The sequence below is a fragment of the Bacteroidota bacterium genome (assembly GCA_016722375.1).
Taxonomy (GTDB): domain Bacteria; phylum Bacteroidota; class Bacteroidia; order Chitinophagales; family LD1; genus Bog-950.
In genome coordinates, this window is record JADKJG010000007.1 from 248,718 (window position 1) to 262,166 (window position 13,449).

Here is a 13,449-nt window from a genome sequence, read left to right on the forward strand (position 1 = left end):
TTTTCCATTTCTCAATTTTATTTAAGTTTATTGTGGTGTCTGAATAATATTTATATTTGGACATGTTGGTTGCTATTGTGGAGGGCAACGTAACTCAATGGGACAACTGGTTTTTGTTTTAATTTATCTCCGTACAATGATAGGGCGCGCGTGAGAACGGTTTTACTTGCTTCATTTCTTTTAGTGTTATCTGCGAAAGCATTTGCTTTAGGAGAGTCGTTGTCGGGAATGAAGCGCCCCTCTGAAATGCGTTTTACTGAAAACAAAGGGCAGTGGGACGACCAAATACTTTTCCGGGCCAGTGTTCCTAATGGGCACGTTATCTTAGAAAAAAATGGGTTCTACTTTATCCTATATTCCGGAGAGGAGTTATCGCATCTGCACCACCCCAGTCAAACAAAAGAGGCGACGGTTAAAGGTCATGCCTTCAAAGAAACATTTGTCGGTGCAAATCCTCAGGCAGTTTTAAAGGGCAGAAGCGCCTATTCAGATTATGCCAACTTTTATATTGGCAAGGATCCAGCGCATTGGGCATCAGAAGTCAAAATTTATCCTCAAATAAAGTATGAGCAACTGTATCATGGAATTGATTTACTGTTTCAAACCAAAGGGGCAGATTTATTAAAGTATGATCTGATTGTTCATCCGGGTGCTAATGCTTCGCAGATAAAATGGCGGTACGAAGGGGTTGAACAACTGAAATTACGGAAAGGAGAATTATTAATCCGCACTTCGGTGGGCGATATTGTGGAGCAAAAACCATTTGCCTATCAAGAAATTAATGGTGAGAAAAAAGAGGTGCGTTGCTCTTTCTCCTTAGATAGCACCGAGGTGTCTTTTTCTATGCCGGAAGGATATGACGCTCGTTATGACCTTATCATTGACCCCACCATCGAATTTTCTACCTATACCGGTTCTACTTATGATAATTGGGGATATACAGCCACCTATGATTTCGACGGGAACATGTATGTGGGTGGATATGTCAATGGTTTTGGACAGCTTGCTCCGGGATATCCAACTACTTTAGGTGCTTTTCAAGCCACCTGGCAGGGTGGCTCAGGCTCCAATATGGGAAACGGCAATGGCATCGGCTTTGCTTGTGACATGGGCATCTCAAAGTTTTCGAGCAATGGAGCAGCCTTGCTTTATAGCACTTATCTTGGGGGAACTGACAATGAAACGCCGAACTCATTAGTAGTGGACGCGCAGAATAACTTGATTATTTATGGGGTAAGTTATTCTACTGATTTCCCGGTTTCTCCCAATGCTTATAATCCTATCTACGGAGGAGGAGGCGATATTGTAGTGACCAAATTTAATGCAGCAGGAACAGCATTGATCGGCTCCACGTTTATTGGTGGCGCAGGTATTGATGGCATGAACGGAGACCCCGGAGAATTTACTTCAGGGAATTTGAAACGAAACTACGGAGATCAAAATCGCGGAGAAGTGAACGTGGATAAGGCCGATAATATTTATGTAGCTAGTTGTACTTCATCGCCCAATTTTCCTGTTACCGCTGGTGCTTTTCAATCCACTTTAGGAGGTGTGCAGGATGGATGTGCTTTTAAGTTAAATGATAATTGCTCTCAACTTTTATGGAGTAGTTTCATCGGAGGTATTAGTGATGATGCTTGCTATTCACTCGACATTGGACCCAATGGCACACTTTATATTGCTGGCGGAACAATGAGTAATAATTTCCCAACTACTGTCGGGTCTTTAAACGCCACGTACCAGGGCGGAACTTATGATGGATTCGTTGCGCACATTAATAATACGGGAACCCAGCTATTGGCCTCCTCCTACATAGGCACCGTCGGAAATGACCAAGTGTATTTTGTCAAATTAGATGCCCACGGAGATGTATATTTTGTGGGTCAAACCACCGGTCAGTATCCGGTACTCAATGCTCCTTATTCTAACCCGAACAGCGGACAGTTTATCGCCAAGGTTAATTCATCATTAAGCATGGTCAACTATTCAACCGTATTTGGCAATGGAGACGGCCAGCCTAATATTTCTCCAACTGCCTTTCTGGTTGACACCTGCGAAAATGTTTATGTGGCAGGTTGGGGTGCAGGTATAGGCAGTATATTTTCTTCCTACAATCCTACTTTCCAAAATATTATGACCAATATGCCACTAAGTGCCGATGCGATGCAGACGACTACTGATGGTGTTGATTTCTACTTTTTCGTTTTGGGCAAAAACGCTCAAAATATCCTCTATGGCTCCTACTTCGGCGGTGCAGGAAATGGTTTTTCTACCGGTATAGAACACGTGGACGGAGGAACCAGCCGGTTTGATAGCCGAGGAGTTATTTATGAAGCCATCTGCGCGGGCTGCGGAGGAAATTCTATTACTCCCACCACACCGGGGAGTTGGTCGCCTACCAACCGCAGCAGCAATTGCAATGAATTGGGGTTGAAAATTGCTTTCAACCTAGCCGGAACCAGTGTCTCGATACAAGCCTCTCCCCGCGCCACCGGTTGCGTGCCACTCACGGTTCAATTTCAAAGTACGGTGACTAATACTCAATCTATTATCTGGCATTTTGGCGACGGCACCACTTCCACATTGGGAAACCCCGCACATACTTTTACTGATACAGGTACCTATTATGTGATGCTCATCGGCTTTGATCCCAACTCTTGTAACATTACCGATACTGCCCGTTTAATTGTTTGGGTTCGCAATGATTTCTTGTCGGCTGATTTTTCTCCATCGGTCACCATCACTTGCGACAGCAATCATATCGCTCTGTCTTCCTCCGGTTTTTCAACCACCAAATATTCATGGAATATGGGAGACAACACCAACTATACTACACAATCCGTACAACATAAATATACGTCACCCGGCAACTATAATATCCGGTTAATCATCACTGATTCTACCAAATGTAATTTGACGGATACCTTTATCCGACAGGTAACCATTTTACCGACCGTCCGAGCTGATTTTGCTCCAACCTCTTCGCGAGGTTGTATTCCACACACAGCGAGTTTCAACGTTCCTTTTGTTTCTACCGCCTCTTACCAATGGTTTTTTGGCGATGGAACAACGGGAAATACTTCCTCCGTTTCACATACCTATACTACGGTGGATACGTTCCATGTAATGCTGCTTGTGAAAGATGCTTCATCCTGCAACAAAACAGATACCGCCTACGGATTGGTCATTACCATTGATTCATCTACCAATGCCGATTTTCATTTTATACGAACCTTTATCAATTGCGACACGGTACTCATTACTGCCTGGTCTGATTATCAAGGGGAGGATTCGGAGGTATGGGATTTTGGCGACGGAACTCAAATAGCCAACACAGATACGGTATCACATATTTATTCAGTAGCCGGAACATACACCCTCACTCATTTTCTGACAGATTCCAAAATGGCTTGCCATCCAATAGACACATCCAAGATTACGACTAGTCTTAATCCACTGAACATATCCATCTCCATTCAAGATACGAGCGGTTGCTCTCCTTTGAATCTCCGTTTCGCAGGCACATCTGGATTACCAACGACTCAATATTTCTGGCATTTTGGTGATGGAGATTCTGCAAGTGGAAATAATGTTGTGCATCTATATCAGGGTTCCGGTACATTTCAAGTCAAGTTGGTTGCCGTTGATTCAAATACTTGCACCGGGATAGACTCCGTCTTTGCTCTTGTAACACTTGCAAACGATTCAGTAATCGCTGATTTCAAATTAGATATTCTGAATGATTGCGACTCTAACCTAGTGGTTGATTTGACGAACCAAAGTACCAACGCGGCACAATACTTTTGGAACTTTGGCGATGGTACTTCTTCCTCTGCTATGGACGAAAACCATACATATCATTCTCCCGGTTCTTATGCCATTACTCTGCTTGTGGTGGATAACAACCGATGCCATCCCATTGATTCTATGACGAAAACGGTGAGGCTTCTTCCAAATTCCAATGCTGAATTCAACGCGCTGAATGTGTGTGAAGAATATGCTGTTCAGTTTGAAAATCTGAGCAATCCCAACGCACGCTTTATATGGAATTTCGGTGATGCACATACCTCTACTTCCTTCGCTCCTGCTCATTATTATAAACCGTCCGGAGTTTATACCGTTCACTTGATAATAATTGATTCAGCCAGTTGTAATGTAAGAGATACGGCGATTCACAACGTAGAAGTATATCCGCAGCCAAGCGCCGGATTTCTGATTGCAAACGATACTTTCAAATTTGAAACACCCATCCAACTGCGCAACAACAGCATTGACTATGACCACCTTTTGTGGGACATGGGTGATGGCACTTTATTGGAGGACGAAACCGATCCGCTCTACACTTATCAGAAACCCGGTTGGTTCAGCATCTGCCTGATGGCTTCTAATGATGTTTGTATTGACACCCAATGTCGCAACGTTTACATTTCCTATTCGGGAATCATCGGAGTACCCAATGCCTTTTCGCCAAATGGCGATCACATCAATGATTTTGTTCGCGTCGAGGGCCGGGGAATTGTGGAAATGACCTTTCGTATCTTTAATCGCTGGGGTGAAAAGGTTTTTGAAACAAAGGATCAGCACCTAGGCTGGAATGGAGTGTATAAGGGCGCCCTGCAGGAGATGGATACTTATACCTATACTTTGAATGCAACATTGGTTGATGGGCAGTTTGTAACCATGAAAGGGAACATCACTTTATTGAGATGAAGACGAGTTTACAGTTGGCGGTTCACAGTTCACGGATATGGAAGAATCTTTCATACAAATTTGCCTTCTGTTTTTTTATTGTCCTCAACGGTCCATCGTTAACGGTCAAAGCTCAGGACATTCACTTCACTCAATTCTTTACCACGCCTCTCATCCTTAATCCGGCACAAACCGGTTATTACGACGGCAACTATCGAATCGGTTTCAACTTTAAAGCACAATGGCCTTGGGCGGCCCCAAACTCCACTTACAATTACCACACAGAATCACCCTACATTGATTTTTCTTTCGGCGAACGCAAAATTAAAACCGGTTGGATGGGCATTGGGTTACACTTCTTGAATGACGAAGCCGGTGATGGTCGTCTGACTTCTCGTCGGTTTGGATTGAGCTATGCCTATCATCAATCTTTCGACAAGAAACATCGCTACGTTCTTTCGGCCGGCGCTTCGCTGAACTATGTGGTGCGCTCTGTAGATTATGACAAATTCTATTTCAACAATCAGTGGATTGAAGATAACGGCTTTGATCCTTCGGTGAATTCAAACGAACCTTTCACCCATCAGTCTTTCAGTTTCTTTGATGTAAGTGCGGGTTTGCATTTTGGCGCTAGGGTGTCAGAGAAAGTGAAGCTCGGCGGCGGCTTTTCTTTATTACACATTAACCGTCCTAAAAATTCATTTTATGGAGGCAACGTACGTCTGGGCTTCCGCTATCAAGCGAATGTGAGTGCAGACTATCAAATCTCGAATAGCTTTTCTTTAAGTCTTCAGGCCTATTACGGTTATGAAAAGAAATCTTCCGAAATTATGTTCGGCTCTTTAGCAGGATATAGTTTTCAAAGCCGGAAGAATGTAGTGGGCGATCACATGCTATATCTCGGCGCATACTACCGCCTCAAAGATGCCCTAGCTCCGGTGCTGGGCTATCAATATAAATCAACGCGCATCTTGCTGAACTACGATATAACTCTTTCCAAGTTGATGCCCACAGGAAGAGCCAACGGCGGACCGGAACTTTCCATTGTTCACATTGGTAAATGGAATAAAGAATTTAACGGGAAGAAAGTTTATTGCCCCAGAATGTAAACAGCCCCCTAACCCCCAAAGGGGGAATAAAGACACTATAAAATCCAAGAGTAAAACTCATTCGTTATGGGTCACCAGTTCCTCCTTCGGGGGTTAGGGGGCTTACTCGTGGATATCAATCACCGAAGGTGTTGCAAAGGTTGGTTTGGGTTTAATCATCATCGTAACAAATACATAAACTACAGTTGTTCCCGCCATCACTCCACAGAACAACCAATAGTAGGAAGCTCCGTCAAACTGGCTGAAGAACCCGTGATTCTGAATATTGCTATTGATGGAAGATACAAGGTAATTACCCACCGAAACCGTTAACAACCAAAACGCCATCACCGTACTCTTCATACTGAGTGGCGCCTGCGTATAAGCATATTCCAGACCAGTAACGCTTACCATTACTTCTCCAGCGGTTAATATCACATAAGCCAAAATCTGCCAGCCTACATTTGGTTTCAAGCCGGCATCTAACTGCGATTGAATCCAAGCGATGATGACGAAAGACAAACAAGTGAGGAGAAAGCCCATACCAATTTTCCGAAGCGGCGTTACTTTAATTCCCCAATCATTCACCATCGGATAAAGGAAAATAGAAAACACCGGTACGAAAACCAAAATCAAAACGGCGTTGATAGATTGCACCTGCTCAGCCAGCCAGGTTCTTCCCATAAAATTCAAATCGAGTTGCGTCGCTTGTAACACCCACTCACTTCCATTCTGATCATAAAGCGCCCAGAATACCGGAATGAAAGAAAACACAACCAACACCTTCCACACTTCTTTAAATCCATCTATCCTGTCTGCCGGAAACATTCCTTTCACCGAATCCAAAAAGCCCACGTCGCTTTTCTTTTTGCCAAGGTTCAACAAGGCATGAAGATTTACATCCAAGAAAACATTGGTGGGATATAAATAGGAATCAATCAACTTAACAACCAACATCGCTACAATCAACCAGGCACTCAATTGCATTCCCATCACCACGGTTGCTTCCATGCCTTGTTGCCAAAGCAATAAGCGCAACACACCATAAATGCCCAACAATCCCAAGAGTTTCATCGCCAATTTTTTATGTTCCCCGGTAGGTTGAACCATATTATACCGTTTCCTTCCCATCCAGAAAATCACCGTAGCTATCGCCATCAAAACACCCGGAATACCAAAGGCCACCGCAGGGCCGTAGTGTTCTTTGAGATAAGGAATCGTCAACTGCGAGAAGAACGCACCGAAGTTGATGCTGAAATAAAAGATGTCATAAAGTTTTGAAATCAGATTCTTATTAGAGGCATCAAACTGATCGCCCACGTTAGCACTCACACAAGGCTTGATTCCACCCGAACCCAGTGCTATCAAGAAGAGGCCGAACATAAAACCGTTCAGGTTCAATTCAAATAAAGCCAGACACAAATGGCCGATCACATACACGATAGACAACCACAAAATGGTTTTATATTTTCCAATCATCCAGTCGGCCAGCAGACCTCCGAGCACCGAAAACATATAGGCCGCCGAAATAAACATGTGCGTCGTTTCATTCGCCGCGGCGTGCGAGTTGCCGTAATGCACGTAGAAGGTAGTCGCCAAAAAGGTGGTCAGGATGGCCTTCATACCATAAAAGCTAAAGCGCTCTGCTGCCTCGTTGCCGAGTATGTAAGGAGTCGCTTTCGGGAAACGTTTCAGGTCGTTCCAGTATGCCGTGATTTTATTCATGCCAACGAAGAAAAGAAAATTTGAGAATCAACATGGGGAATGAAAGGTATGGACAGTATGCTTCAGCGAATTTGATTCGACCGATTATTTTTTCTGAGTTTCAATTAAAAACTGCACAGCAGTCCTCACTTTTGGAATCTCTTCGGTAGCCAGCTTATAAATCAACGTATAGTCCACGCGAAAATATTCATGCGTCACTACATTTCTAAAGTCAACAATATCCCGCCACGGAATACCGTGTTTAGATTTGGCGAGCGTAGCCGGAGAGATTTTGTTGACCGCCTCACCAATTATTTCCAACACACGCTCTACGGCATATTTCTTTTCATTATTGCGATAGAAAGAATCTTCGCTAACCTCATTCATGATATGCTCCAAGTCCGAAACACAATTCAGAATGTGTTGCAACCGTGCTGAATCACCCGTCCTTTCTTTCATAAATCAGTTGCTTGTCGCGGTGAATAACTTTTTCCAGAGAAGGATCTAACCATTTGAGCGATACCAAATCCACTTCCTTCTGTAGCTTTTCTTTCAACTCCCTCCAAGCGCTGATGTATGTCCAACCAATGGGCTTTGAATAATCCCAATCAACAAGCAAATCTATATCGCTGTCCTCATGGGCATCGCCCCGGGCATAGGAGCCGAAAACATAAGCGCGCAACACTGGTTTATCCAAAAAGAACTGCCGGATAATTTGCCTTTGAGTTTCGTTAAGTTTCATGGAGCGAAGATAATTTTTACATCATGGCTTTGCAAGTAGCCCAAACTCTTGCGAACCGGGGCAGATGAAACTCAACTCCCCTCCACTTTAGGAATTTTCCTATTCCAAATAATATTCAGTATGAGGAAAATAATTACCCACAACCATTTGGATGTATTTGGTTCTTTAAAGTAGGCGGTATAGATGGCAATAGCAATGATAAGAGAGAGGAGTAGAATTCTATATGTAGTAATCCACTTAGGATATGCTTTCAAATAAATATTTTCAATCGCTCTGACACCAATTATCCCAGCGAGCAGTACAATGGCATATAAGATTTCATTTAGGAAATCAGGATTTTGGGTCTTGGAATAATCAAAAATCAAGAAAATAATGACCATGCCAAGCAAAAATAACCAAGGCCACATATTAGCTTTGATAAACTCTTTGAATACGCTCATGTTGTTTCTAATTTTCTTTCCTCCAAAAATAACAATACCTAAAATCTCCCCTCGCATTCTATGATAATTCCAAACGAATCTTTAACTAAATTTTTAGGCAGCAAACTACGTCAGGGGGACGAATTGATTTAGTGATAAAGTTGTTGTCAATTCAAATTCAGAGAGGATTTTACCATTTCTGGCCTGTTCAATGGATAAAAAATCTTCACCAACATAGAACGGAGAGTCGTAAATTGGGAATGAAGGGATTAAAATCAGGAATCAGGTCCTTTAGCTCAGATTCCAAAAACTGTTGTTTTTCTATTTAAGACAGCCCAAAGCAGCAAGTTAATAAGCCCATGAATTTTATGGCCGAAATACTTAAACTTGCTTTTGTAAAGCGCCGTATATGACCAAAAGATATTTTGCTCCGTCCATCATCGTTCTTTTTGCCACTACTTTAACCTTATGGCTAGGTAGTTGCAATAAAGACAGCCCCACAGAACCCTTAGAACCTATTTCCTTGATTTCGCCCGATACTTCTATCCTGCGCCTGTTCGCGGGCGACTCTCTTCCTATTGAAATCAAGTTCACCACCGACCGGCCCATCAATTGGATTAAGGGAATGATGGATATTGATACATTGGGCAACCCCGGCTACTCGGCGACCTACCCGGACATCCTTTTTGACCTTGAATTAGATACGCTGAATCCTCGTGTCAATCGATATACCTATTCGGGCTTGTTTAATGTTCCTTATGATTTACCTCCTTTCAGCACCATTCGCTTTGAGGTTCGTTTTAATGCGGGCAAATCAACCTTCACTGTGGGTCAAAACTATCCTCCGGGAATCATCGAAGAAAATAAACAGTTCAGAATAGATGTGCGATAATTCCAACCTATTCCTATTCAAAAGACTTTCTGATAATAATCACTTCGGCAGGTTCTTAATTTCAATAGCTTTGAGCTGAAAAGAATTTACTATGTCAACATCAAAAGACTTGCATGATTATCGACGCAACTATACCCTGCATGAATTAACCGAAGATAAAATCTCTCCGAACCCCTATGAGCAATTTGGTTGGTGGTTTGAAGATGCTGGAAATGGTGACGTTCTGGAACCCAACGCCATGATTCTTTCTACCGCAACTAAAGAAGGCAAACCCTCTTCGCGGGTAGTTCTTTTGAAATCTTTTGACGAAAACGGGTTTGTGTTCTACACAAATTATCACAGCAAGAAAGGAAGAGATCTCAGCGAAAACAATCAAGCCTCCCTTCTTTTCTTTTGGGAAAAACTGGAGCGCCAGGTTCGAATCGAAGGAACGGTCGAGAAGTTGGAGACTCATTTATCCGAAGAATACTTTGCCTCCCGACCTTATGAAAGCCGTCTGGGTGCTATGGTGTCCGAACAAAGCGAGGAGATTCCTTCTCGCAAATTTTTAGAAGATAAACTAGAAAAATTGAAGCAAGCAGATCATGTTCAGCGCCCTGAGCACTGGGGAGGGTTTGTCCTAAAGCCAAACTATTTTGAATTCTGGCAAGGAAGAGCCAGCCGCTTGCACGACCGGATTGTCTATACTTCAGACCTCGACGAGGCCTGGAAAATTAAACGCCTCTCGCCCTAATAGAAAATGGTTATTGGCAAATAGTTTACCAATAACCATTTCAGGAATAATTAAGCAATTACTCGGATGCCTTTTTCTTGGCGGCAGCTTTTTTTGCCGGCGCCTTCTTTACAGTAGGCTTGTCCTCTTTCGTTGCCTTTGCTTTTGTTGCTTTTGCCTTTTTAGCTTTCGCAGGTGTCGCATCAGTGGCTACCGCCTTTACCCGTTGAGGCCTTGAGTTGCCAAACGATTTTTTAAATCTTTTTCCTTTTGTGGTTCTTTTATCTCCTCTACCCATAATTTGTTTTTTGTTGGTGCGAATGTAAATAATCAATGCACATATTCAAGTAAAATAAAAACCCCGTCGAGAATCTCCTGACGGGGTTTTCAATGAAAAGAAAATAGAACTATTTGTTCACCTTCTTAGCCAACTCAGTACCAGCTTTGAATTTAGCTACCTTCTTTGCCTTGATGTTGATTTCTTTTCCGGTTTGCGGATTGCGGCCTTTGCGGGCTTTGCGCTTCGTAATAGAGAAAGTTCCGAAACCTACCAGCGTTACCTTTCCGCCTTTTGACAGCGTACCGGTTACGTTGCTGATTACTGCATCCAAAGCCTCGTTGGCTTGAACTTTAGTAATCTTTGCATCTTTTGCGATTTTTTCTACGAGTTCACCTTTGTTCATAGTTTTAAGTTTTTGGTTTGATTAATGAAATATTGAGCAGCGAATATAGATGAATCATTTTTTTTGAATCGAACATTCTAGCCTGAAAGTGTTGATAACTCTATGTTTCAACGATTTATCATTTGCCCCCTTTCTATATGATTCCACAGTGCTTGCATCTAAAGTTCTATCTTTACGTTTATAAGTAAAACAGTTCGGATGTTGCGATTCATCATAATGATTCTGATTTCTCTCACCGCAGGTCTTTACCTGCCTTCTTGTAATAGCAACAAGATTGCCTGCCCAACCTACGCAGATAGTTTTCCTGAGAAGAAAGCGAAGCCAAAAACCAAGCCTGATATTCCGAAAGCTACTAAGACTAAAAGTGGCATCCTACCGCCTAATGCCAAGAAGAAGTAATCGGTGGTTAACTGATTTTGCTCCAAACTTTTTCTTTCAGTATTTCATCCAAGTGTCGAAGCAAAGGCTGATGCGTCGCTTCTTTGAGCAAAGGATCGTTATCTAATATTTCTTCTGCCGCATTTCTTGCCGCCTCTAAAATATTTCCATCCTGAACCAGGTCGGCCAGGCGGAGATTGACCACACCACTTTGTTGTGTGCCTTCTATATCGCCGGGACCGCGAAGTTTCAAATCTTCTTCAGCAATCACGAAGCCATCGTTGGTTTGGCAGAGCACAGAAATCCGTCGCCGACTTTCGTTCGTCATTTTCTTGCCGGTCATCAAGATACAGAATGATTGTTCGGCTCCTCTGCCGACTCTTCCTCGCAACTGATGTAGTTGAGCCAGCCCGAATCGTTCGGCATTCTCTATCACCATCACCGAAGCATTAGGAACGTTTACGCCTACCTCAATCACTGTGGTAGCCACCATGATTTGTGTTTTGCCTTTTACAAACTGCTGCATCTCGAAGTCCTTATCAGCCGGTCGCATTTTTCCATGAACAATGCTGATTTGATATTGTGGTTTGGGAAAAGCGCGAGAGATACTTTCATATCCATCCATCAAATGTTTGAGGTCGAGAGCTTCGCTTTCTTCAATCAAAGGATAGACGATATACACCTGCCTGCCCTTGGCAATTTCATCATGGATAAAACCAAACACCCTCAAACGTTGCGCATCGCTGCGATGGACGGTACGCACCGGCTTTCTGCCCGGCGGCAATTCATCAATCACCGAAACATCGAGGTCGCCATAAACCGTCATAGCCAGCGTGCGCGGAATAGGTGTGGCGGTCATCACCAATACATGTGGAGGCAAACTATTTTTCTTCCAGAGGCGCGCGCGTTGCTCTACACCAAAGCGATGTTGTTCATCAATCACCGCCATGCCGAGGTTTTTAAAAATCACTGCATCTTCTATCAAAGCATGTGTACCGATGAGGATGTGAATTTTCCCTTCCGCCAGATTTTCAAGAATATACTTGCGAGCTTTGCTTTTCACATTGCCGGTCAGCAGTGCTACTTCCACTCCCATACCGGCCAGCATCTGCACCATGTTTTCATAATGTTGATTCGCCAGAATTTCTGTCGGTGCCATCAGGCAAGATTGAAAACCATTATCCAAGGCCATCAACATCACGAGCAAAGCCACCACCGTTTTTCCGCTGCCCACGTCGCCTTGCAGCAAACGGTTCATCTGTTTTCCGGTGAGGGTGTCTTTGCGAATTTCTTTCACCACTCTTTTTTGCGCACCGGTCAACTCGAATGGCAAATGCCCTTTGTAGAATTGATCGAAGTAATGGTCAATCTTTTCAAAAACAAATCCCGTGCTGATTTCTTTTCGTTGATGTTTAGATTTCAGCATCTGCAATTGCAACAAAAACAGTTCTTCAAATTTCAACCGACGAACGGCTTCATGAAGTACTTGTTCGTTTTTCGGAAAATGAATATTCATCATGGCATCGAAGCGCGGCATCATCCGGTAGCGCTGCAATAATTCATTCGGAAGAATTTCGGGAAGGTCGTTCCCTTTCAATTGTTCGGTGAGGGTTTGCATCAGTCTTTGCAGACCGCGCGAATCGAGTCCCCGCTTCTTCATTTTTTCGGTGGAAGAATAAACGGGTTGCAGTCCCTTGCCTTCTGTTTTTATTTCCTCCGTAAAAATTTCTACCTCTGGATGCGGCATGTTGTATTCGCCATTGAAAAGATGCGGTTTGCCAAACACCAGATACTCTTCTTTTACCTTGAGTGTTTTCATAATCCAATCAATGCTTTGAAACCAAACCAATTCAATATGGCAGGTGGCATCGTGAAAAGAAGCGATGAGTCTTCGCTGGCGTTTTTCACCCAACAGTTTGAAACCGCTGATGGTTCCTTTCAACTGGATGTATTGCGTATTGGGATTGATCTCTTTTATCTGATGAATAATACTTCGATCCACATAGCGGAAGGGATAATGCGACAGCAAATCGCCGAAGGTTTGCACTTCAAATTCTTTTCGCAGCAATTCGCCGCGTTGCGGACCAACGCCTTTCAAATATTCGATAGGTGATTGAAGTAATGATTTCATTCGCGGGAACG

The 13,449-nt window shown here is 43.2% G+C and carries 12 protein-coding genes; 5 read left to right on the forward strand and 7 right to left on the reverse strand.

Annotation, left to right across the window (positions count from 1 at the left end):
* The first annotated feature begins 150 nt into the window (after positions 1-150).
* Together IPP77_11985 and IPP77_11990 are read left to right on the forward strand one after the other, a co-directional pair.
* Complete coding sequence (locus IPP77_11985) at positions 151-4,710, forward strand: PKD domain-containing protein (protein MBL0310356.1); 4,560 nt, start codon at positions 151-153, stop codon at positions 4,708-4,710.
* Positions 4,707-5,798, forward strand: a complete 1,092-nt coding sequence (locus tag IPP77_11990) for a PorP/SprF family type IX secretion system membrane protein (GenBank protein ID MBL0310357.1) — start codon at positions 4,707-4,709, stop codon at positions 5,796-5,798. The genes IPP77_11985 and IPP77_11990 overlap by 4 nt, the downstream gene beginning before the upstream one ends.
* Positions 5,799-5,900: 102 nt before the next feature.
* Here IPP77_11990 and IPP77_11995 read toward each other — a convergent pair whose 3' ends face one another.
* The 4 genes from IPP77_11995 to IPP77_12010 form a co-directional block, all read right to left on the reverse strand.
* Complete coding sequence (locus IPP77_11995) at positions 5,901-7,502, reverse strand: POT family MFS transporter (GenBank protein ID MBL0310358.1); 1,602 nt, start codon at positions 7,500-7,502, stop codon at positions 5,901-5,903.
* Positions 7,503-7,586: 84 nt separating this feature from the next.
* A complete protein-coding gene (locus tag IPP77_12000) occupies positions 7,587-7,940 on the reverse strand; it encodes a DUF86 domain-containing protein (protein ID MBL0310359.1) in 354 nt (117 codons plus the stop codon).
* Positions 7,921-8,223, reverse strand: coding sequence for a nucleotidyltransferase domain-containing protein (locus IPP77_12005; GenBank protein MBL0310360.1), 303 nt, complete (start codon positions 8,221-8,223; stop codon positions 7,921-7,923). Before IPP77_12005 ends, IPP77_12000 begins: the two co-directional genes overlap by 20 nt.
* 71 nt (positions 8,224-8,294) lie before the next feature.
* Positions 8,295-8,663, reverse strand: a complete 369-nt coding sequence (locus tag IPP77_12010; GenBank protein ID MBL0310361.1) for a hypothetical protein — start codon at positions 8,661-8,663, stop codon at positions 8,295-8,297.
* A gap of 388 nt (positions 8,664-9,051) precedes the next feature.
* On the opposite strand from IPP77_12010, the gene IPP77_12015 reads away from it, so the two are divergent.
* The gene (locus tag IPP77_12015) at positions 9,052-9,534 is read left to right on the forward strand and encodes a hypothetical protein (GenBank protein ID MBL0310362.1); all 483 of its coding nucleotides are present in this window, start codon (positions 9,052-9,054) and stop codon (positions 9,532-9,534) included.
* A 91-nt stretch (positions 9,535-9,625) separates the two neighbouring features.
* The gene (pdxH, locus tag IPP77_12020; protein MBL0310363.1) at positions 9,626-10,267 is read left to right on the forward strand and encodes a pyridoxamine 5'-phosphate oxidase; all 642 of its coding nucleotides are present in this window, start codon (positions 9,626-9,628) and stop codon (positions 10,265-10,267) included.
* A gap of 58 nt (positions 10,268-10,325) precedes the next feature.
* Here pdxH and IPP77_12025 read toward each other — a convergent pair whose 3' ends face one another.
* Entirely contained in the window at positions 10,326-10,544 is a 219-nt protein-coding gene (locus IPP77_12025; protein MBL0310364.1) for a 30S ribosomal protein THX, read from the reverse strand.
* 109 nt (positions 10,545-10,653) lie between these two features.
* The gene (locus IPP77_12030) at positions 10,654-10,929 is read right to left on the reverse strand and encodes an HU family DNA-binding protein (GenBank protein MBL0310365.1); all 276 of its coding nucleotides are present in this window, start codon (positions 10,927-10,929) and stop codon (positions 10,654-10,656) included.
* A gap of 198 nt (positions 10,930-11,127) precedes the next feature.
* Here IPP77_12030 and IPP77_12035 point away from each other — a divergent pair, with 198 nt between their 5' ends.
* Positions 11,128-11,328, forward strand: coding sequence for a hypothetical protein (locus IPP77_12035; GenBank protein ID MBL0310366.1), 201 nt, complete (start codon positions 11,128-11,130; stop codon positions 11,326-11,328).
* A gap of 7 nt (positions 11,329-11,335) precedes the next feature.
* Here the strand turns inward: IPP77_12035 and recG are convergent, their stop codons facing one another.
* Positions 11,336-13,438 (reverse strand): ATP-dependent DNA helicase RecG, encoded by a 2,103-nt coding sequence (gene recG, locus IPP77_12040; GenBank protein MBL0310367.1) that lies wholly within the window; start codon positions 13,436-13,438, stop codon positions 11,336-11,338.
* Positions 13,439-13,449 lie beyond the last annotated feature (11 nt).